Annotated in this window: 26 protein-coding genes and 1 pseudogene; 20 read left to right on the top strand and 7 right to left on the bottom strand. The window is 50.3% G+C overall.

Annotated elements, in window-relative coordinates:
- Window positions 1–65 precede the first annotated feature (65 nt).
- Complete coding sequence (locus tag M662_RS17185; RefSeq protein ID WP_026577880.1) at window positions 66–782, bottom strand: CBS domain-containing protein; 717 nt, start codon at window positions 780–782, stop codon at window positions 66–68.
- Between the two features lie 251 nt (window positions 783–1,033).
- On the opposite strand from M662_RS17185, the gene M662_RS17180 reads away from it, so the two are divergent.
- The 3 genes from M662_RS17180 to M662_RS17170 all read left to right on the top strand — a co-directional run bounded on the left by M662_RS17180 (window position 1,034) and on the right by M662_RS17170 (window position 2,174).
- Window positions 1,034–1,363, top strand: coding sequence for a helix-turn-helix domain-containing protein (locus M662_RS17180; protein WP_008632415.1), 330 nt, complete (start codon window positions 1,034–1,036; stop codon window positions 1,361–1,363).
- Between the two features lie 338 nt (window positions 1,364–1,701).
- Complete coding sequence (locus tag M662_RS17175) at window positions 1,702–1,872, top strand: hypothetical protein (RefSeq protein ID WP_161484927.1); 171 nt, start codon at window positions 1,702–1,704, stop codon at window positions 1,870–1,872.
- Window positions 1,873–1,928: 56 nt separating this feature from the next.
- Complete coding sequence (locus M662_RS17170) at window positions 1,929–2,174, top strand: hypothetical protein (protein ID WP_008632417.1); 246 nt, start codon at window positions 1,929–1,931, stop codon at window positions 2,172–2,174.
- Window positions 2,175–2,431: 257 nt separating this feature from the next.
- Here the strand turns inward: M662_RS17170 and M662_RS17165 are convergent, their stop codons facing one another.
- From M662_RS17165 to M662_RS17155, 3 genes are read right to left on the bottom strand one after another with little or no spacing between them, the layout of a single operon-like run.
- Window positions 2,432–2,725: a hypothetical protein gene (locus M662_RS17165; protein WP_008632418.1), complete on the bottom strand. Its 294-nt coding sequence runs from the start codon at window positions 2,723–2,725 to the stop codon at window positions 2,432–2,434.
- A 1-nt stretch (window position 2,726) separates the two neighbouring features.
- Window positions 2,727–3,047 (bottom strand): hypothetical protein, encoded by a 321-nt coding sequence (locus tag M662_RS17160; RefSeq protein WP_008632419.1) that lies wholly within the window; start codon window positions 3,045–3,047, stop codon window positions 2,727–2,729.
- A gap of 4 nt (window positions 3,048–3,051) precedes the next feature.
- On the bottom strand, window positions 3,052–3,246 hold the full coding sequence (locus M662_RS17155) for a hypothetical protein (protein WP_008632420.1): 195 nt from the start codon (window positions 3,244–3,246) through the stop codon (window positions 3,052–3,054).
- Between the two features lie 43 nt (window positions 3,247–3,289).
- Between M662_RS17155 and M662_RS17150 the strand changes: the two genes are divergently transcribed.
- Window positions 3,290–3,748: an Hsp20/alpha crystallin family protein gene (locus tag M662_RS17150; protein ID WP_008632421.1), complete on the top strand. Its 459-nt coding sequence runs from the start codon at window positions 3,290–3,292 to the stop codon at window positions 3,746–3,748.
- Here M662_RS17150 and M662_RS17145 read toward each other — a convergent pair.
- Window positions 3,742–4,176 carry an Hsp20/alpha crystallin family protein gene (locus tag M662_RS17145; RefSeq protein WP_008632422.1) on the bottom strand — a complete coding sequence of 145 codons (435 nt, stop codon included), beginning with the start codon at window positions 4,174–4,176 and terminating at the stop codon, window positions 3,742–3,744. The genes M662_RS17150 and M662_RS17145 overlap by 7 nt on opposite strands.
- 359 nt (window positions 4,177–4,535) lie before the next feature.
- Here M662_RS17145 and M662_RS17140 point away from each other — a divergent pair, with 359 nt between their 5' ends.
- From M662_RS17140 to M662_RS17065, 16 genes are all read left to right on the top strand, one after another.
- Entirely contained in the window at window positions 4,536–5,843 is a 1,308-nt protein-coding gene (locus M662_RS17140) for an ABC transporter substrate-binding protein (protein ID WP_008632423.1), read from the top strand.
- A gap of 163 nt (window positions 5,844–6,006) precedes the next feature.
- Window positions 6,007–6,867: a carbohydrate ABC transporter permease gene (locus M662_RS17135; protein WP_008632424.1), complete on the top strand. Its 861-nt coding sequence runs from the start codon at window positions 6,007–6,009 to the stop codon at window positions 6,865–6,867.
- Window positions 6,867–7,691 carry a carbohydrate ABC transporter permease gene (locus M662_RS17130; RefSeq protein ID WP_026577881.1) on the top strand — a complete coding sequence of 275 codons (825 nt, stop codon included), beginning with the start codon at window positions 6,867–6,869 and terminating at the stop codon, window positions 7,689–7,691. The genes M662_RS17135 and M662_RS17130 overlap by 1 nt, the downstream gene beginning before the upstream one ends.
- Window positions 7,692–7,712: 21 nt before the next feature.
- The gene (locus tag M662_RS17125; protein WP_008632432.1) at window positions 7,713–8,750 is read left to right on the top strand and encodes a LacI family DNA-binding transcriptional regulator; all 1,038 of its coding nucleotides are present in this window, start codon (window positions 7,713–7,715) and stop codon (window positions 8,748–8,750) included.
- Between the two features lie 25 nt (window positions 8,751–8,775).
- Window positions 8,776–9,495, top strand: coding sequence for a ThuA domain-containing protein (locus M662_RS17120; protein ID WP_008632434.1), 720 nt, complete (start codon window positions 8,776–8,778; stop codon window positions 9,493–9,495).
- A 21-nt stretch (window positions 9,496–9,516) separates the two neighbouring features.
- Entirely contained in the window at window positions 9,517–10,557 is a 1,041-nt protein-coding gene (locus M662_RS17115) for a Gfo/Idh/MocA family protein (RefSeq protein ID WP_008632441.1), read from the top strand.
- Window positions 10,554–11,597: a Gfo/Idh/MocA family protein gene (locus M662_RS17110; protein WP_026577882.1), complete on the top strand. Its 1,044-nt coding sequence runs from the start codon at window positions 10,554–10,556 to the stop codon at window positions 11,595–11,597. Before M662_RS17115 ends, M662_RS17110 begins: the two co-directional genes overlap by 4 nt.
- 14 nt (window positions 11,598–11,611) lie before the next feature.
- On the top strand, window positions 11,612–12,580 hold the full coding sequence (locus tag M662_RS17105) for a sugar phosphate isomerase/epimerase family protein (RefSeq protein ID WP_026577883.1): 969 nt from the start codon (window positions 11,612–11,614) through the stop codon (window positions 12,578–12,580).
- 41 nt (window positions 12,581–12,621) lie between these two features.
- Window positions 12,622–13,317, top strand: a complete 696-nt coding sequence (locus M662_RS17100) for a YesL family protein (RefSeq protein WP_008632444.1) — start codon at window positions 12,622–12,624, stop codon at window positions 13,315–13,317.
- A 383-nt stretch (window positions 13,318–13,700) separates the two neighbouring features.
- Window positions 13,701–15,263, top strand: coding sequence for a histidine ammonia-lyase (gene hutH / locus M662_RS17095; protein WP_035388159.1), 1,563 nt, complete (start codon window positions 13,701–13,703; stop codon window positions 15,261–15,263).
- Complete coding sequence (hutU, locus tag M662_RS17090) at window positions 15,175–16,881, top strand: urocanate hydratase (RefSeq protein WP_051348892.1); 1,707 nt, start codon at window positions 15,175–15,177, stop codon at window positions 16,879–16,881. The genes hutH and hutU overlap by 89 nt, the downstream gene beginning before the upstream one ends.
- Window positions 16,881–18,131: an imidazolonepropionase gene (hutI, locus tag M662_RS17085; RefSeq protein ID WP_026577885.1), complete on the top strand. Its 1,251-nt coding sequence runs from the start codon at window positions 16,881–16,883 to the stop codon at window positions 18,129–18,131. The genes hutU and hutI overlap by 1 nt, the downstream gene beginning before the upstream one ends.
- Window positions 18,112–19,047: a formimidoylglutamase gene (hutG, locus tag M662_RS17080; protein ID WP_026577886.1), complete on the top strand. Its 936-nt coding sequence runs from the start codon at window positions 18,112–18,114 to the stop codon at window positions 19,045–19,047. Before hutI ends, hutG begins: the two co-directional genes overlap by 20 nt.
- Window positions 19,048–19,114: 67 nt before the next feature.
- Complete coding sequence (locus M662_RS17075) at window positions 19,115–19,525, top strand: hypothetical protein (RefSeq protein WP_026577887.1); 411 nt, start codon at window positions 19,115–19,117, stop codon at window positions 19,523–19,525.
- 93 nt (window positions 19,526–19,618) lie between these two features.
- The gene (locus M662_RS17070) at window positions 19,619–20,083 is read left to right on the top strand and encodes a GNAT family N-acetyltransferase (RefSeq protein WP_026577888.1); all 465 of its coding nucleotides are present in this window, start codon (window positions 19,619–19,621) and stop codon (window positions 20,081–20,083) included.
- A gap of 43 nt (window positions 20,084–20,126) precedes the next feature.
- Complete coding sequence (locus M662_RS17065; protein ID WP_008632462.1) at window positions 20,127–20,402, top strand: hypothetical protein; 276 nt, start codon at window positions 20,127–20,129, stop codon at window positions 20,400–20,402.
- A 49-nt stretch (window positions 20,403–20,451) separates the two neighbouring features.
- On the opposite strand, the gene M662_RS17060 is transcribed toward M662_RS17065, so the two are convergent.
- Window positions 20,452–20,601 carry a hypothetical protein gene (locus tag M662_RS17060; protein WP_162129318.1) on the bottom strand — a complete coding sequence of 50 codons (150 nt, stop codon included), beginning with the start codon at window positions 20,599–20,601 and terminating at the stop codon, window positions 20,452–20,454.
- A gap of 16 nt (window positions 20,602–20,617) precedes the next feature.
- Window positions 20,618–20,983: pseudogene (locus tag M662_RS17055) on the bottom strand (ArsI/CadI family heavy metal resistance metalloenzyme); the annotation flags it as partial.
- Window positions 20,984–20,987 lie beyond the last annotated feature (4 nt).

Genomic DNA, 20,987 nt, shown 5'->3' with positions numbered 1-20,987 from the left:
GCTCCTTATTTATATAATCATATAATGTGGAGGGAAGAGGTTCAACGTTTTTGCAACATAATCTTTTAACCTTCCCCGCGCCGGTCCACTTTGATCAAGTCCCACGTAGTAACGATGCCCATCGGTAATTCGTTGGAGGACCCGGTTTCTGTGACAAGCACCGCTTTCAGTTTCCTGTCTTGATCGAGACTGTTCTCAAACCTCTCTTCCAAATCGAAAACAGTCCGGTCGGCTGCCAGGAATTCGACGTTCGCTTCTTTTTCATGCTGGAGGATGTCTGCGGCAGTCACCCCTTTCAGTGACAGGTGCTCATCGGCAGTGGCAGAAGCCATCCAGTGGAGAATCCCTTCATTGGTCAGCAGGCCGAGAAAGGAACGGTCTTTGGCATAGATAGGAAATTGGGAGATTCGGTGTTCGTCGAACGCTTCGACCAAGTGAATGAGCGTCGTATCTTCCTTGAAGTAGAGGACGGGACGAGTGGCGAACTGCAGCGCTTCCGGTGGTTGATCAAGCGTTCGTTTAATTTCCTGCAGCTTCCGTACGACGTCTTCGTGGGGACTGGCTATATAATAATCCCCGCTGATCCGTTCATGGACGATGGCGTTCCTCAACTTGGCATACTGCTTCAGCTGATCAAAATGGATACGGATGACGCTGTGTTTCAGCTTGGATCGCTGCAGCAGTTCGACGAAGTTGTCGTTTTTCGGGTAGCCGTTCAGCTCTTTTAAATGCTGATGAATCTGATTGAATGTGATTTCGAACTGTTCCACGGTATCATTCATGTCGCTCACCTTTCTCATCATTTAATCCTAGTATTGCATTTCTCGCTTCACTCATACTCATTTAAAGAACGTTTATAAAAAATTGCTTTATCATTTTTGTCATTTTCCGATATAAATAAATGGGGAATTCGATGTATACATAGAAATGAAAACCCTTTTTGAATTAGGCCGGGATATTTATTTTTCGTGCTTTAAATAGAACGGCCTGTCGTGTTGTGTTATACTCAAATTACATAGAAAGAGGTGAGAGTATGATCGGTGAGCGGATTAAGAAAATACGTAAAGACCGTCATATGTCGCTGTCTGAATTAGCCGAAAGAGCAGGGGTGGCGAAGTCGTACCTAAGTTCCATCGAGCGGAATATCCAAACGAATCCTTCCGTTCAGTTTCTGACAAAAATATCTCAGGAGTTGGGCGTAACCATTAATTTTCTTCTCCATGGGGAAGCGGAACCTCAGGATGAGAATCTGGATGAAGAATGGATGAACCTCGTTCAAGAAGCAATGAATTCAGGGATATCGAAAGATCAATTCAGGGAATACTTGGAGTTCAATAAGTGGAGGATCCACCAAAGTAAATAAATGCAGACTGCGTAGTCATGCCTTTCTTGAAGGGTCTAAAAAGTGCGCCGGGGTTCCGGCGCAGAAGGGTTTTTCTAAAAAGCTGCCGATCCCTTCCACACGTGGAAGCCTCATCTGACATGTTCGAATGCCATCCGGTTACGGGTGGCATTTTTTCGTGTATTAGAAAAAGGGGATAATTGTCCTTTTATGTCTTGGTGTACCTCTCTTTTTCTGAATCCGGCTGATGAAAAGCGAGAATACAGCGATTCAGGATTATTAAACAGGGAAATGGCGTACTCGTGTTCAGGAGGCGAGAAGGGTAAAGTAGAGACACCCAGGAAAAAGGAGGAAGGGCCATGTTGATGGAAGACAGATTAAAAGCGCTCCAGGAAGCAAGTCGTATTTGCTGGAAGTGTAAGGCGGAACTGCGGGAAGAGGAGGTGATGACGGTCACGGACGGTCACTCGATCTCCATTGACTTCTGTTATCGCTGTTATGAACAACATAGGGGGAAGCGACATAGGTAAAGGCACATATCCCGGACGTGCGAATAGGATATCGGTATAAGGTGAGGTGAATTGAGATGCCAGTATCCGTTGTGTTCAATCAGATTGCCGTCAATGCGCTCAATGAGAACGGTACGATAACGACAGGTCAGAATAACCAGCCGGACTGGACGTGGCAGGGGAAGAACAACAATGCCGCGGGAATAACGGTCGGATTCTTTATTGCAGCAAACAATGTCAATACAATCTTTGATAACGATGTCACAGATAGTCCATTCTTCGTCCCTACAGCCAATAACCCTCAACCGAACGTTCAGTACTAAGGGGGAGATTCCATCGATATTCGTTTCGATTCCATTTATGTTAATCAGATCGAAGGGAATTCCGGGATTTTCGTCGGTCCCAACACCCAGAACGGCTGGAGTACCTATCGCAAGGAGAATGTCGGGCTGGGATCTGTGATCGGGGAAGGCAATATGATTACGTATAACATCAATGTCGTGCACGATGATGACCTCGTTGATATGCCGGTCTACAGTCCGTCCACGTCTTCCTCTCATAAACAAAACAAGGCAGGAGATCAACCCGAAGGCTGATTCTCCTCCATTTTATGTTTGATGAGGTCTGTGAGCCATTCAGGCATCTCTTGTTCTTTATCAGCCATCATCATGTCGAGGAGGGCGGAATCACTTAGAATGGAACGCAGCCCTTCCAGCGTATTTTCATCACCATGAACGGTTCCGAACCCCTGATTAAGCTTCTGATGATTCTCAAATCCGTTCGGGACGTTGTTGCCCATGTTCAAGCACGAGGCATTCTCAATCGCTCCGATCCGGATGTTTTGGATGAAGAAGTTCGGGGACAAAAAGGCCATGTCAGTCCTCCTTCGGTTTAAACGTTATTTTCATGCCGTCTTTCGTCGGCTTCGCTTCCGGTTTAGGGTCCTTTTTGACGTGGACACCAAAATTATTGCCCATGTTCAAAGCTCCGCTCAACTCTTTAATATCCAAGTTGTCCAGTTGAAAGGTCAGTTGCTCAAGCTTTGGATCGTGAATATCGACATGATCAATATGAAGGTGGTACTCCACGTGTTTCTCCTGAAGATGCTCGACGGTCTGGCGCAGACGCTGAAGCTCTTGCAGCAATTCCTTCAAATCGTTGGTGGGAGGAGGCGTTCGTTTACGAAAGAAAAACATAGCCTTAATCTCCCTGCGGCTTTTTGATGACAAGGTGTTTGTTGGATTGGAGGATGTTCCTGTCACCGACCACCTTGCCGTTTCCTTCCCATTTCTTCTGAGTGGAGCGGAATCCGGAAGGGATGTTCGTACCGGAATATATACCAGAGGCGTTGGAGATTTGATGGACGGATAATTGATCGAAAATGATGCGGCACATGTCGTCACCTCCTATCACTAATGTATGAAAGGAATAGTCAAGCATGAAAGACTTTATGAATTGGTTCCCGTCTTTTGGAAAACAAGGAGAAGGAAATCCATCGAATTCCCCTTTTGGGAACGGATTTCCGAATCAAATGATGGATATGTTCAAAATGAATGAATTCGTTCAAAAGCAGATGGAAGAAGCATTATCCCCCAATCCATTTATGCAGCAGCCAGCCGCCAAAGAAAAAGAGAAGGTCCCATACAAAGTGATCGAATTAGTCAATGAAGTCGTCGTCACGATCACCGTTCCTCTGGAAGTAGCTGTCGAGGAACTTCGGCTGACTGTAGGGAACGGCAAATTGTTTGTAGATGGAGTCGGTCAGGAACGCCTTGCAATTGCACTTCCCGCTCAGACGAGTCGGCGTAATATCCATGCCCAGTACCACGAGGGAATTGTCGAAGTGAGGCTGCCAAAACGTCACTCCGATGAAAAGGAAATATTCCTGCGCTATTGAGGGTCGAAATGGATGCGTACTTCGTTACTGTCCGCATGTTTGCGCAAGGTTATCACCATCAGGCCGTCGCTGTAGGCCGTTGTAATATCGTCAATGGAAAAGGGGAACGGAATCGGAATGATGCGCTTGAAACTGCCTTTCATCCGCTCGTCATGAATCAATTCCTCGACCGGAACAGGATAGGGAGGCGTGACGGTTCCTTTTACAATCAGGCGGGTGCCTTCCTGTGTCATCTGCACATGATCGTTCTTGGTCATACCGGGAAGTTCGATGACGAGCACCCCTTGATCTTTTGTTTGAAAAAAGTCATAGGAAGGACCTTTCTTCGGAATGACATGATGCATGTCGTTCCAAAAATCCTCTCCAAGTACTTTCTCCACATTTTCAGAAAACGCATCCCAATTGAGCTGCCCTTTTTTCTTTGTCATGAAACTCACCTCTTTCCATCAATTTATGAAGGATAAGGGACATTCATGCGAGGGAAGGATAAGGTATACGTGAAAGCGTTACCCATTTGGGGAATTATTTGAAAAATGTTGTTGTATTTGTTTTTTTTGCATGTTATGATTTACTCAACTTCATTAATCAATGAATTTATGCAAACGTATTCACATGCGCCATAGCAATATTTTTTACTCATTTTGTACAAGCTGATGAGTTTTTTACATGCCATTTGTGCAAACGTATGCACGGTTTGTTGCACGAAGGCATACCACGAAAGCTCTTTTTTTACATGTGATATGTAAGCGGATTCAAAGGTTAATAGGATGAATAAGGAGTGGATGAGATGAAAAGAAACAAATGGTCCGCGGGGATTGCTACAGCAGTACTCGCTTCGACGGTTGCCCTGGCTGGTTGTTCCTTCGGTTCCGGTGATGGAGATTCAGAATCAAGTGGAAACTCCGGAGATGCTGTTACAGTAGATGTTTTCCAATTCAAAGTGGAATTTAAAGATCAGTTTGAAGAATTGGTATCCATGTATGAGGAAGAGAATCCGGACGTCGATATCAATGTCAAAACAGTCGGTGGAGGAAACGATTATGGGGCCTCTCTGAAAACGTCCTTCTCCTCTGGTGAAGAACCGGACATCTTCAACGTCGGTGGTCCGACAGATGTCGATCAATATGAAAAATACTTAGCAGATCTATCTGATACGGAAGCTGCCAAAGCGGCGCTTGATGGAACGCTTTCCGGCGTATCCAGAAACGATCAGGTCCTCGGTCTTCCTTTCAACCAGGAAGGTTACGGCCTGCTTTACAACAAACAGGTGTTTGAAGATGCCGGGATCAAAGCAGAAGATATCAAGACACTGGATGACTTGGAAGAAGCAGTGAAGACGCTTGACTCCAAGAAAGGCGACCTTGGTATCGACGCACCATTCGCTTTCCCTGCGAAAGAGAAGTGGGTAATGGGTAACCACCTGGCGAACGCTTATCTTGCAGACGAATTCAATCATGATGTCATGGAAGCATATGAAGCTGATACGGTCGAATTCCAAATGGGCGATCAGATGAAGCGTTTCACAGACATTCAGAACGAGTATTCCATTCAGCCTACATTGAGCCTCGACTATTCTCAACAGGTAGAAGAGAACTTCTCACTGGGTAAAGTAGCGATGATCCAGCAAGGTAACTGGGTGTACAACACCATCGAGTCCATGGATCCGGAATTCGCGGAAAACAATGTCGGTCTTCTTCCGATTCCTGTAGAAGGATATGAAGGAAGCATCCCTGTCGGCGTTCCTAACTACTGGGTTGTAAACAAAGAATCCGATGACGAAGTCGTGCAGGCCAGTAAAGACTTCCTTGATTGGATGTACACATCTGATGCAGGTAAGAAGTTCGTAACAGAAGAGTTCAAGTTCATCCCGGCATATGAAGGGTATGAAGATCAGAATATCGCTGATCCGATTTCTCAGGAAATCTACAACTATGCTAATGAAGGCAACACGCTTGGATGGGTCTTCCTTGGTGCTCCTACGAGCTGGACAGAAAACGCACTTGGTGTAGCGATGCAGGAATATATCGCAGGCGACATCGAGTGGGAAGAGGTAGAAGAGAAAGCTACGAAAGCTTGGGAAGACGCCCGCCAATAACGGTCGTACCTTATAGGGTCGGCAGGAGCAGCTCGCTCCTGCCGGCATTATAAAATATCCCCTCTATTAGGATATTTATAAGGTAAGTATGTTAATAGACGGGATGTTTTATTTAAAGGCAGATATGAAATCGTTATCATAATAAGCATTGGAGGAGTTCTACATGCAGAACCGCAGTTTGTCCTTCTGGCTGTTCCTCACCCCCGTCATCCTCGGGTTGGGAATCGTCGTCGTCATTCCTTTCATCTATGGTCTTTTCTACTCGTTCACCGATTGGGACGGAATATCAGCGACCCAGTTCCTCGGTCTTGAAAACTATATCAATCTATTCCAGGAGCAGGAATTCGTAGATTCCATCTGGTTTACAGTACAATTCGCAGTCGTCACCGTCATTTTATTAAACGTGATGGGTCTCGGGCTTGCGCTTCTTGTCACAAGAAAAATCCGGTCCGGAAACCTGCTTCGTACGGTTTTCTTCATGCCTAACTTGATCGGCGGATTGATTCTCGGGTTCATCTGGCAGTTCATATTCATCAGCGTGTTCGGAGATGTCGCCAACCTGACCGGTATCGAAGGCCTGAACGGCTGGCTTTCCACGAAGGGCACCGGTTTCTGGGGGCTTGTCATTTTAACAGCCTGGCAGATGGCCGGCTATATCATGATCATCTATATCGCATACTTAGAAAACATTCCGAAAGAACTGATCGAAGCAGCGAAGATCGACGGTGCGAGCAGCTTCCAGCGCTTCAAGAACATCACGTTCCCACTTGTCGCACCAGCTTTCACGGTCAGTATGTTCCTGACATTGTCGATGGCATTCAAAATTTATGACCAGAACTTGTCGTTGACGAACGGCGGGCCGTTCAACTCGACACAGATGGTAGCAATGGAAATCGTCAACACAGCATTCCAGGATAACGATATGGCCTACGCACAGGCGAAAGCCGTCATCTTCTTCCTGATTGTCGCGGTTATTGCGTTGAGCCAAGTGTATTACAACAAGAAGCGGGAGGTGGAGATGTAATGAAGCGAAATAAAGAAAGAAGAAATTTAATTTCCATTGAAGTCCTCGGCCTTCTGCTCGGCTTGATTTGGATTGCACCGTTTTACTTGATGATCGTCAATGCGTTTAAAACAAAACGGGGCATCTTTGAAGGTGTCCTCGGTCTTCCTGACGAATTCGTTTTCTCAAACTTTGTGGAAGCGTTCATCGATCTGGAATTTCTAAAGTCGTTGTTCAACTCGTTGATGATCACGGGCTTAAGCATTGCGATCATCATCCTGTTCTCTTCCATGGCCGGCTACGCGCTGGCCCGGAATAAAAGCAAGCTCAGCGGCATCATCTTCTTCGTGTTTGTAGCGGCAATGCTGATTCCGTTCCAGTCTGTCATGATTCCGCTTGTTTCGATTTTCGGACAGGCAGACATGCTGAACGCCGGCGGTTTGATCTTTATGTATCTCGGATTCGGATGCAGCCTGTCGATCTTCTTGTATCACGGAGCAATGACGGGTGTATCTACATCCATGGATGAAGCAGCCATCATCGATGGAGCGAACCGCTTCCAGCTATTCTGGCACATCATCTTCCCGCTGCTTAAACCGATTTCCGTAACAGTCGCGATCTTGAACGTCATCTGGATTTGGAACGATTACCTCCTTCCATCTCTTGTCTTGAATGAGTCGAATGCGACGATCCCGTTGAAGATGTTCTATTTCTTCGGACAATATACGAAGCAGTGGCACCTGGCGCTTGCAGGATTGACAATTGCCATCCTGCCGGTCATCATCGGCTACTTCTTCGCTCAGAAGCAAATCATTGCCGGTGTTTCAGAAGGTGCCGTCAAATAATCAGCAGGGGAGTAGATGGGTATGTCCGTAACGATAAAAGATGTAGCGAAGAAGGCGAACGTGGCTCCCTCTACTGTTTCCCGCGTTATTTCAGACAGTCCGCGTATCAGTGAGAAGACGAAGCGGAAGGTAAGGAAAGTAATGGAGGAGCTCGGCTATCATTTGAATTACAACGGCCGGGTCCTTGTCAGTCAGTCCACCCAGACAATCGGCATCGTAACGAAGGTATCCTCGATCCACTCCTTCGACAACCCGTTTTTTTCGGAATTGTTGAGAGGGATCAGCGATGCCTGTCATGATAGTGACTACAGTATTTACTTAACGACGGGAAACACAGAAGAAGCTATTTATAAAGAAGTCGTCAAGATGGTCCAGGGAAAGCGTGTCGACGGCTGTATCGTCCTTTATTCCCGCGAGGATGACAAGGTTGTCCCGTATTTAAGGGAATGCGAATTTCCTTTCGTCATGATCGGCAAACCGGTCGATTCTCCGGGAGACACCCTCTATGTCGATAATGACAACGTACAGGCGAGTAAAGATGCGACGAACCATCTGATCAAGCTCGGCCATGAGAAGCTCGGTTTCATCGGCGGCGACGCACAGTACGAAGTAGCCCGGGATCGTCTGCAAGGATTTAAGCAGGCGCTTCAGGCGAACGGACTGGATGAAACGGCGCACATCTGGAAGAACATCCAGGCGGATCAGTCGGGAGCGGAAGAAGTGGCTGCTGCATTGACGGCTCTCTCCGACCCGCCGACGGGACTCGTGATCACGGACGACTACAATGCCATGATGGTCATGCGTGAATTGACGACCAAAGGCTGGAAGCTGCCGGAGCAGATGAGTGTGATCGGATTTAACAACACGATGATCGCCCGGCTCTCCAGCCCTCCGCTGACGACGGTTGATACCCAGTCGTTCCAGCTCGGCCATGAATCGGCACGCAACCTTATTGAATGGTTGAAACATCCGGACAGAATCAAGAAGAGCGTCATTATTCCGACGATCATTATCGAACGCGAATCCTGCAGCAGGAAATCGCCGATCCGTCCGTCTTAACTATAAAAAGAAAAGGGGAATGAACATGAACGTCCTAGTATGGAACGAATACCGTCATGAAAAAGAAAGCGAGATCGTCCGCGATATTTATCCGGAAGGAATCCACGGTGCGATTGCCGAATTTTTGGAAGAGGAAAACGTAACCGTTCGTACAGCAACTCTGGATGAGGAAGAACACGGGTTGACCGACGACGTGCTGGATGGAACCGATGTCCTCGTCTGGTGGGGACACAAGGCGCACGATGAAGTAGAGGATCATATCGCAGAGAAAGTGAAGCAGCGGGTATTGGACGGTATGGGTCTGGTCGTGCTTCATTCCGGTCACTTCTCCAAGCCGTTCAAGAAACTGATGGGAACGTCCTGTGATCTGAAGTGGCGCGAAGCCGATGATAAGGAACGGATCTGGGTCGTCGATCCATCCCACCCGATTACAGAAGGAATCGGAGAGTATATCGAGCTTGAGAGAGAAGAGATGTACGGGGAACACTTCGACATTCCGACCCCGGATGAACTGATTTTCGTCAGCTGGTTTGAAGGCGGAGAGGTATTCCGAAGTGGAGCGACCTTCCGACGCGGCAAAGGGAAAGTCTTCTACTTCCGCCCGGGACATGAAACGTACCCGACTTATCATAATAAAGAGATCCAGCACGTGATCAAGAATGGTGTGAAATGGGCCCGTCAAACGGAAACGCCGACACCTGTATATGGAAACGCACAGCCACTCGAAAAGATTGCGCCGAAATAAACAATAAAGGAGCCTGATATCATGTCTACATTGAAAATTGCCGTCATCGGCTGTGGAAGCATCGCTCAGCACCGTCACCTCCCGGAATACAACAATAATCCAAATGCAGAAATCACGGCTGTCTGCGATATTGTCGAAGCCCGTGCCGAGGAAATTGCAGCTGAATACGGAGCGAAAGCGTATACGAGCTATGAAGAATTGTTGGAGAAAGAATCCGTAGATGCTGTCAGCGTCTGTCTGCCGAACTACCTCCACGCACCTGTTTCCATCGCAGCACTGAATGCAGGCTGCCACGTCCTATGCGAGAAACCGATGGCGACGTCGAAAGAAGAAGGTGAAGCGATGATCGCAGCTGCTGAAAAAGCAGGAAAGAAATTGATGATCGGCCACAACCAGCGCTTCGTACCTTCTCATGAAAAGGCGAAAGAACTGCTTGCAGCAGGTTCCATCGGAAAAGTATACAGCTTCCGTACGGCATTCGGTCATGGCGGACCGGAAGGCTGGAGTGCAGAAGGGAAAGACAGCTGGTTCTTCAAGAAAGAAGAGGCGTTCATCGGAGCGATGGGAGACCTTGGTGTACATAAGGCAGACCTGATGCGCTACGTGCTGGGGGAAGAGTTCACGAACGTCGCCGGCTTCATCGAAAGCAGTGCGAAAGAAAACAGCACGGTGGATGATAATGCCGTCTGCATCCTCCGTTCTGAATCAGGTATTGTCGGTACAATGGCTGCGAGCTGGGCATACAACCCGAAGGAAGACAATTCGACGGTCATCTACGGATCAGAAGGAACGCTTCGCTTAGAAGATGATCCGACGTATTCTTTGATTGCCAACTACAACAACGGGGACACCGTCCGTTACGAGCTTGGAAAAATCCAGTCCAACGATGAGGGTGGACAAAGCAATTCTCACGTGATCGATCATTTCCTTGACAGCATTATTAATAAGAAAGATCCGTTGATCACCGGAGAAGAAGGACTGAAGTCACTGGAAGTCATTCTGGGAGCGCTTCGTTCCAGTGAAACAGGTCAAATTGCAAGCTTGGAGAAAGTCACGAAATGACCCGTCTCCGTATAGGTTTGATTGGAGTAGGGGGAATTGCCCAAGGGAGGCATATTCCCTCTTTCCTTGAATTACAGGAGGATGTCATCCTGCATGCTGTCCAGGATGTGAATGAACAAAGAGCGAAGGAAGTAGCAGAAACACACGGCATTCCGCACGTATATGAAGATTATCCTGCGATGTTTCAGGATATCGACGCCGTTATCATCTGTACACCGAATAAATTTCACGCCGAGATTGCGGTTGCGGCATTGGAAGCGGGCGTGCACGTCTTGTGCGAGAAGCCGATGGCGATTACGACAGAGGAATGCGAAAGAATGATCGAAGCGGCAGAGAAAAATGACCGCCTTTTGTCGATTGCGTATCATTATCGTTTCACTCCGGAGGCGAAACTTGCGAAAAACGCCATCCTTGAGAAAGAGATTGGTGATCCGCTTGTGACCCGTGTCCAGGCGATGCGACGGAGAAAAGTCCCGGGATGGGGCGTCTTTACGAATAAAGAGCTGCAGGGGGGAGGCAGTTTGATTGATTTCGGCTGTCATCTTCTCGACCTTGCTCTCTGGCTGCTGGATGATCCCGAGCCTGTAGAAGTGATGGGACGTGCCTATGACCGGCTGAGTAAGACGCCGGGGCAGGTGAATGACTGGGGAACATTTGATCATGAAACGTTCAACGTCGATGATCATGTGACCAGTTATATCACGTTTGCGGATGGTTCTTCCATGCAGTTCGAATGCTCCTGGGCTGCGAATATCAAAGAGGACCATACATCCCTTTCTATTTCAGGAGTCGATGGAGGACTCAGCGTTTATCCGCTGGAGCTTTATCAGGCGAAGTATGGTGCTCTGGTCGATAGTACGATGAAAGTAAACGAAGGGTATCCGGAACCGGGAGTGGCCCAGGCAAGGAACTTCGTGGACAGCTGTCTTGGGCGTACAGAGCTTGTCGTTCAGCCTGAACAGGCGCTTAAAGTGACGAAATTGATGGAAGCGATCTACGAAAGCAGTCGGACCGGTTCCAGTGTGAAAATAAATCGATAATGGAGGAATGAGCGATGAAACTAGGCGTATTTACGGTATTATTCTCTGATAAATCGTTTGAAGAAATGCTTGACCATGCAAAAGAATCCGGATTGAAAGCAGTGGAAATCGGAACAGGCGGCTATCCGGGTAACGCTCACTGTGACGTTGATGCGCTTCTTGAAAGTGAAGAGAAGCGGAAGGAATACTTGGCGAAGGTGGAGGATCGTGGTTTGACCATCAGTGCCTTCAGCTGTCACGGCAACCCGATTTCTCCGGATAAAGCTTTCGCTGATCAATGCCATGAGACGTTCGTCAAGACGGTGAAGCTCGCCGGATTAATGGGAGTCCCTGTCGTCAACACGTTCTCCGGAACCCCTGGTGGAAGTGAACAGGATACGGCGCCGAACTGGCCTGTCACACCTTGGCCGCCGGAATACTCCGATATTCTGGAGTGGCAGTGGACGGAAAAACTGATTCCTTACTGGAAGGAACAAGCGAAGCTTGCCGAGGAGAACGGGGTCAAAATCGGACTCGAGCTTCATGCCGGATTCCTCGTTCATACGCCTTACACGATGCTGAAGCTTCGCGAAGCGGCAGGGGAGGCGATCGGAGCCAATCTCGATCCGAGTCACTTATGGTGGCAGGGCATCGATCCGGTCGCGGCCATTAAGATACTTGGAAAAGAGAATGCCATCCATCACTTCCATGCGAAGGATACGTATATCGACCAGGAAAATGTAAACATGTACGGGTTGACCGACATGCAGAATTACGCAGCCGTCCAGACGCGGGCTTGGAGTTTCCGTTCCGTCGGCTACGGCCACAGTGTCAAGGAATGGTCGGATATTATCAGTGCACTAAGGACGTTCGGCTACGATCATGCCGTCAGCATCGAGCATGAGGATCCGATCATGTCGATTGATGAAGGTTTCCGCCAGGCCGTGAAGAATTTGAAGTCCGTCTTGATAGAAGAACAGCCGGCCGATATGTGGTGGGCGTAAACAGCACGTACAGTCTGTAAGGGAAAGAAAGGGGAATGGATATGGATCGGATGAAGGGAATCAGGGGTGGCTTATATGCGGTCAGTGAGTGGATTTCCAAGTTTGCGCTGACGAATCTGCTGTGGACATTGTTCAATTTGCCGGTCGTGTTGATTTTGTTAAGCATCCTCGGCATTGGGGAGAGGGGACAACTCTGGTATCTGCTGCCGCCGCTCGTCTTACTTCTTCCGATCGTCTTCTTCCCGGCGACGACCGCTCTGTTCGCGAAAGCACGGGAATGGGTGCGGAAGGAGGAGAAACACGGCAGGGAATACAGCTATTGGTACTATTACAAAGAAAACTACGCTGGAAGCGTGAAGGTTGGAGCACTATTGACTTTTCTCTGGGTGGTTGTCGCAGCAGATGTGTATTATTTCTCTGCAGCGAATCCGTTGATGATGAACGCCTTCCTCGTCTCGAGCATCATCCTTTTTGTCTATACCATCAACGTATTTTCGGCCATGGTGCATTACGACCTTAAGGTGGGTGGTGTGCTGAAACAGGCGTTCTTCCTGACGTTCTCGAGTCCGGTGTTGTTCCTCGCCGTTGCAGTGACGGCCGGTTTCATTCTGATGGTCAGTCTTTATATCTTCCCGTTGATTCTTCCAATTTTCACGGGATCGATTCTTTCTTTCCTCGCTTTTTCTGCCTTTTATCGTCTTGTGCTGAAATGGCAGGAGAAAACGGAAGCAGCTTAACCGGAAGCCTTTGGTTTCCGGTTTTTTGTTGTTTTCATTTAAGTGGGAGGGACGGGCTGGAGGATATGGGACGCTTTCTGCGCGAAAATATCTTTCCACAATAGCAGCAGGTTAAGACAGAAAGGTTTTTGGGGGAGTGTTCTTCGGAAAGGAAGGTGTTTTTTACGTGGAGCCTCCACATCTTACATTCAAGCCATCTCACTGATTTATCTCTCAGTAGGAAATGATGTTAAGGAAAAGCTGCCTTGGTGGTATGAGCTGTGGAAAGGGCGCATATAGATGAGAGTGAGTGGTCTATGACTCCTATTATGGAGGTGACAGTGGTGTGAGTTCTGCCATTGTCACCTCTTTTTTCGCCGCAGGCACAGGCAGGAGGGGGATCGATGGTCGAATTGAACGGAAGGACGTTGACTATCAGTCAAATACGAGCGGTATGTTACCAAAACGCGCCGGTTTCTTTGAATGAGATTAGTCTGGAGAAGGTCCGGGCGAGCCGTCGGGTGGTCGAGGAGATTGTGAAGAAGGGCAGCATCGTATATGGCATTAATACAGGGTTCGGGAAACTGAGTGATGTCCGGGTAGCAGCGGCGGATGTCGATCAACTGCAGCAGCATTTGATCCGATCGCATGCCTGCGGTGTCGGGGATCCTTTTCCGGAAATCGTGAGCAGGGCAATGATCGTGCTGCGTCTCAATGCGCTCTTGAAAGGCGTGTCCGGGGTACGGGAAGAAGTCGTATGCCGTCTGCGCGATTTGATCAATAAGGGCATCCATCCGGTGATTCCATCACAGGGATCGCTCGGGGCGTCGGGTGATTTGGCGCCGCTTGCTCATCTTGCACTTGTTTTGATGGGAGAAGGTTGGGTCAACTATCGGGGGGAAGTACTTCCGGCAGAAGATGTGTATGCGCGACTTGGCATGGAGCCGATCCAATTGAAAGCGAAAGAAGGACTTGCGTTGATCAACGGTACGCAGGCGATGACGGCGGTCGGGGTCATCCAGTTCATCGAATCGGAACGGCTCGCTCTGCAGTGTGACTGGATCAGCAGCATGACGATGCAGGCGTTGGAAGGGGTTCGTGATGCGTTCCATCCGAGCATCCACGCGGCGCGCGGGTATCCGGAACAAGAGGAGGTGGCGGAGCGGATCAGGCACTTGATCCACGGTAGTCAGCTTGTTACGTACCAAGGAGAGAAGCGGGTGCAGGATGCGTATTCGATCCGCTGTATTCCACAGGTCCACGGAGCGTCCTGGCAGGCTTTACGTTACGTGGAAGACAAGCTGACGATCGAGATGAACGCTGCAACGGATAATCCATTGCTGTTGGAAGACGGAAGGGTTGTCGTCTCCGGGGGGAATTTTCATGGTCAGCCGATTGCGCTGGCGATGGACTTTATGAAAATCGCGATCGCTGAATTTGCAAGCATTTCCGAACGTCGGGTCGAGCGGCTCGTCAATCCGCAGTTGAACGATCTTCCCCCTTTTTTAAGCAGAGACCCCGGGCTTCAGTCAGGTGCCATGATTCTGCAATATGTGGCGGCGTCTCTCGTTTCGGAGAATAAAACGTTTGCCCATCCGGCGAGCGTCGATTCGATTCCGTCCTCTGCGAATCAGGAGGACCATGTCAGTATGGGAACGATCGCCGCCCGCCATGCCGCTGAGATTGTCAGAAATACGTACAAGGTGCTGGCGATCGAGCTGATCTGCAGCATGCAGGCGCTGGAGTACCGGGGAGTGGAGAAGGCCTCTCCGAAGACGGCGACCTTGTATGAAGCAGGGCGAAAGGTCGTGCCGAGCATGACAGAGGACCGGGTTTTTGCGGAGGATATCGAACGGGCGGCGGCGTGGCTGCAGACGGATGTGTTTGGTTGGAAGAAATGGAGAGAAGGGGGAGATCCCAGTGGCGGAAGCGAGGAAGGTACGCGCGAAGACGGGGAGAGGTCTTGAGTGTAAAGGATGGGAGCAGGAAGCGGTGCTGCGGATGCTCTGCAATAATCTTGATCCGGACGTCGCCGAGCGGCCGGAGGATTTAGTCGTATACGGCGGCATCGGCAAGGCGGCCAGGAATTGGGAGGCGTTTGATGCCATCGTTTCGACGTTGAAGCGTCTGGAAAAGGATGAAACGATGCTTGTTCAGTCCGGTAAACCGGTCGGAGTTTTCCGGACCCACGAACAGGCGCCGCGTGTGCTGCTTGCTAATTCGGTCCTTGTCCCGAAATGGGCGGATTGGGATACGTTTCATGAGCTTGACCGGAAAGGATTGATGATGTACGGCCAAATGACGGCCGGGAGCTGGATCTATATCGGCTCGCAGGGAATCCTGCAAGGGACATATGAAACGTTCGCGTCGCTTGCTGAACAGCACTTCGGAGGATCGCTTCAAGGAACAATTACGTGGACGGCCGGCCTTGGCGGCATGGGGGGCGCACAGCCGCTCGCAGTGACGATGAACGGCGGAGTCGTCGTCGCGGTCGAAGTGGACGAAACCCGGATCGATAAACGGATTGCGACAGGATACTGTGACCGGAAAACGGCGTCGCTTACAGAGGCGTTAAAATGGGCGGAGGAAGCAAAGCGTGCCGGGCGCCCGCTGTCGATTGCGCTCCTCGCAAATGCTGCAGATGTCTATCCATCTTTGATTAATAGAAAGGAAGAAATCGATATTTTGACAGACCAGACCTCGGCACATGACCCGTTGAACGGATACATACCGAAGGGTTGGAGTCTGGAGAAGGCGGCGGAACTGAGAAAGGAAGACCCGGAGCGCTATGTGGAGCTTTCCTCCCGGTCGATGGCCGATCACGTCACGTCGATGCTTCATTTTCAAAAAGAGGGGACGATCGTGTTCGACTACGGCAACAATATCCGGCAGGTCGCCTATGATCAAGGAGTTAAGGATGCTTTTGCCTTCCCGGGATTCGTCCCTGCCTATATCCGGCCGCTGTTCTGTGAGGGGAAAGGACCGTTCCGCTGGGCGGCGCTCTCCGGGGATCCGGCAGATATCAAACGGACGGATGACCTTTTGAAAGAATTGTTCCCGAACGATGAAAAACTGCTGCGTTGGATCCGGATGGCAGAAGAGAAGGTCCAGTTCCAGGGCCTCCCGTCGAGAATCTGCTGGCTGGGCTACGGAGAGCGGATGAAGATGGGGCTTGCGATCAACGAACTCGTGCGGAAAGGGGAACTGCGCGCACCGGTCGTAATCGGCAGGGATCATTTGGACTGCGGCTCGGTCGCCTCTCCCAACAGGGAAACAGAAGCGATGATCGACGGCAGCGATGCGGTGGGGGACTGGGCGGTACTCAATGCACTCCTTAATACGGCTGCCGGTGCTTCGTGGGTGTCCTTCCACCACGGTGGTGGTGTCGGCATGGGATATTCCCTGCACGCCGGAATGGTCGCCGTCGCTGATGGATCGCAGCTTGCAGAAGAGCGCCTCCGACGGGTGCTTACGACGGACCCCGGCATGGGCATCATCCGGCACGCTGACGCAGGATATGAGAAAGCGGTGGCAGAAGCGAAACGGCACGGCATCGATATTCCGATGAAGAAGGAGGAGACGTAATGTTGGATCTCGTGATCGACCGGATTGGTGAGCTGATCCTGCCGGAAAAGGGACCGCTGAAGGGCGAAGCAATGGCTGAGCTGCCCGTTCGGCGGAACGCGGCCCTCGGCATTCAGAACGGCAAGGTCACGTGGATTGGGAATCAGGGCGAAGCGGCCCCGGCACGTACCTATGTCGATGCTCGTCATCAGGTGGTTTCCCCCGGACTTATCGACCCCCACACCCACCTTGTTTTCGGAGGTTCCCGGGAACAGGAACTCCCGTTGAAGCAGGCGGGCATGCCGTATTTGGAAATCTTGAAACGGGGCGGCGGTATCCTTGCGACCGTCGAGAAAACGAGGCTTGCGACTGAGACTGGACTCTATGAAAAAGGGAAAGCGACGCTTGCGAGAATGGCGGCTCACGGGGTGACGGCCGTGGAGGCAAAAAGCGGCTACGGCCTTGATCGGGAAACGGAACGGAAGCAGCTCCGCGTCATCAAACGTCTCGGGGAGGAAGGAATGCTGACCGTCGTGCCGACTTTCCTTGGTCCACATGCGATTCCTGACAGCATGGACCCGGACGTCTTTTTACAGGGCATGATCGATCTGCTTTCTGATATCAAAAACGAGGGCCTTGCACGCTTTACGGATATCTTCTGTGAGACGGGCGTGTTCACGGTCGATCAGTCGCGTCGGTTTATGGAAGCATCGAAGAAACTCGGCTTCCCTGTCAAAATTCACGCCGATGAGATCGACGCGCTTGGCGGTACAGAGCTTGCTGTTGAACTGGAAGCGGTATCGGCGGATCATCTCGTCGCTGCGACAGAGATTGGGATGGAAAAGCTTGCCGCCGGCCGGACGATTGCTGTGCTTCTTCCGGGCACGACCTTCTACTTAGGGAAAGATGCGTATGCCGATGCACGGAGGATGCTCGGGAAAGGGGCCGCCGTTGCCCTTGCGACCGACTTCAACCCTGGAAGCTGTGTGACCGAGAACCTGCAGCTCATCATGTCGCTTGCTGCATTGAAGCTGAAGATGACGGCGGAGGAAATCTGGAATGCGGTGACGACGAACGCGGCCTGCGCCATCGGATTGGAAGATACGGCCGGGCGCATTGAAATCGGAGCGGCCGCTGATCTCGTACTTTGGGACATTCCGAACTACACGTACCTTCCCTATCATTACGGCGTGAACCATGCCCGTTCGGTTTGGAAGGACGGCCGGAACATTTGGGAAAAGAGGGATGCCGATGTCTTTCCGTTACGTTAAACCGGCAGGGGAAGCAGTTTTCAAAGACAGCCTGACGACGAAGATGGAGGACCGCATCGTTCCGTACCGCCAAGGAAAGGGGGCGGAAGCAGGGATCATCGGCCTGCCTTTGTCGAAGTCCTCGATTTCCCCGTCGACGGCATCGGAAGCGCCGGCTGCAATCAGGAAGGCGTTCCGGTCTTTGACCACTTACGCCTCCGGAAAAGGGGATTATGCAGGAACGATTCTCGATTTCGGCGATGTCCTCATGCATCCGACGGATATCGATGAGAATATTGCCAGGCTGAAAGAAAGCATCCGGGACATGTTGAAACAGGAGGCGTGTCATCGCTACATTATTCTCGGTGGGGATCACGGCATCAGCTACCCTTCGATCGCTGCCTTTCAGGAAAAATACGGCACGATCGGCGTGCTGCAGTGGGACGCCCATCACGATCTGCGTAACCTGGAGGACGGCGGACGAACAAACGGGACACCTTTTCGCAGTTTGCTGGAAGCAGGTATTCTGAAGGGTGAGTATCTAGTACAGATCGGTATCCGGGACTACTGTAACGCAGGAGCGTATGCGGAATATGGCGAAGAGAAAGGTGTACACGTGTACACGATGGAGGAAGTGGAACGGCAGGGCATCACGACGATTCTTCAGAAGGAAATAGCCCGGTTGAAAACAGTGACGGACGCCGTCTATTTATCTGTCGATATGGATGTGGTCGACCAGGCCTTCGCACCAGGTTGCCCGGCAGCCGGACCGGGGGGAATAACATCGCGGGAGCTTATTTCAAGCATAGCGGCAGCCGCGGCAGATCCTTCGGTTAAAGCGATGGATCTTGTAGAAAACGATCCATCTAAGGATATCCGTGACATGACAAGTCGTTTGGCTGCCTATGCGATGATGACGTTCCTCCATGCGAAATAGATAGGCAGTCGACGATCGATGTGGTAAAGTATGGATATAAATCAGTTGCAAGGAGACAGAGGTACGGATGAAAGAAGTCATTGTGCTGTTAGCGGAGATCGTCAACATCTGGCATGAGGTGATCGCAGATTTTTCGTCCTCCATGGGGTGGACTCTGACGGATAAGGAACTGCATTTTTGGGTAATCGGGATACTTGGCATTATTGGCCTCGTATTCGTCGATATTCTTTTTCACATTCTCGCCAAGTGGAGCATTACGGCCATCTCGTTTCTATTCACCTTCGCCATGGTGCTGGTGTTCGTTTTCGCCGTCGAAATCCAGCAGAAGATCACAGGCAGCGGGAACATGGAATTCGGAGACGCGGTCGCAAGCGTACTCGGCTTTTTCCTCTTCTGCGGTATCTATATGATCCTGCGTTTGATTTCAAAGGCAGTGAAGCGGTGGATTGACAAGCGGGACGAGAAGTCCGCGGCATAAAGGAACCCCGGCTATTCTATATGGAATAGCCGGGGGTTTTTGTTTTATGGTCTAAAGTGACATAGCTGACGGCAGATAAAAGGAGAGAAGACGATGGATATTAGGATAGATGATTTACAGGGACGGGAAGTGGCGGATTTACTGGAGGAACATCTTCAGATGATGAGGAGGCATTCGCCTCCGGAAAGTAAACATGCCCTTGATCTCGAGGCACTGCGCGCATCGGAGGTGACATTTTGGAGTGCCTGGGAAGATGGGGAGTTGGTTGGCTGTGCGGCATGGAAGGTGCTGGACAGAAAACATGTAGAGCTCAAGTCGATGAAAACGAAAGCTGGTCATGAACGGAAGGGCGTCGGCAGAAGTATCCTCGCACACGTGCTGAAAGCAGCGAAGGAAGCGGGATACGAACGGGTCAGTCTGGAAACCGGATCGATGGAATACTTCAAGCCGGCGCGGACGTTGTATGAGCGTTTCGGTTTCCATTACTGCGCCCCGTTTTCGGATTATACGGATGATCCAAACAGTGTCTTTCTGACAAAAGACCTGAGGGAATCATAGGATGTTATCATAAGAGAAGGAAGCTTTAGGGGGTGTAGGATAAGTGAAGCGGTTGTCTATTTTCTTAGGTGGTCTGTTGTTTGTTCTTTCTGCTCTGCCGATTCTTGGGGTATGGAACGGATTCGGCTCCGGTATTTCTGAATTTTTCTTCGGTATCAGCATCTTCCTGCCTGTTGTTTTCGCCATTGCCGGTCTGCTGTTCAGCATCTTCGGATCGAAGGGGACGTGGAAAGTGGTGCTGATCCTTCTCAATACGGCGAGCGTCATCTTCTGGGGGTTCGTCCTCTTCGTAGCCATCTTCGGATTTCAAAACCCTTGATACGTAAAGAAAAAGGAACGAGGATTTCCATCCCGTTCCTTTTTTGTGTTTAGCAGCACGGCGCACAGCACGGCTGTTTCTTCTCCCGGAAGAAGCGGGTACTTGGGTTCTTTGGTTCCTTCTTGGCGATCGGAATGCGATACTCGTTATTGCGGCGACCGTACTCTAACTGCTTTTCTATGACATAAAAGGTCTCCATATCAGTTCTCTCCTCCGTTCGTGTCTGCTTTCGTATAGAAGAATTCCCACTCGTTTCCGTCCGGGTCCGTGATCCAGAACTTGTCCTGAAGCGCATAGCAGCAGTTCGTGTCCTTCTCTTCCCGAGTGAAGAAGCCGAGAGCTTCCAACCGTCGTTTCTGATGATCGATGTCTTCCTGTTGATCGACTTGAATACCGAAGTGGCCGACCTGATTGCCCGCGACTTCCGGTTTCTTATTAAGGGTGAAGTTCAGTCCGAGCCCTTCCGGTAAATATTTCGCATAGTCTTCTTCCTCCTTCACCGGGGTTTCACCGAAAACTTTGTTATAAAAAGCGATCGACTCCTCTAAATTGGTGACGTTCAATCCCACGTGTACATTCATGTAC

It is taken from the genome of Bacillus sp. SB49 (genome assembly GCF_000469135.2).
GTDB lineage: Bacteria > Bacillota > Bacilli > Bacillales > Halobacillaceae > Halobacillus.
This window is presented reverse-complemented; position numbering and strand designations above follow the sequence as displayed.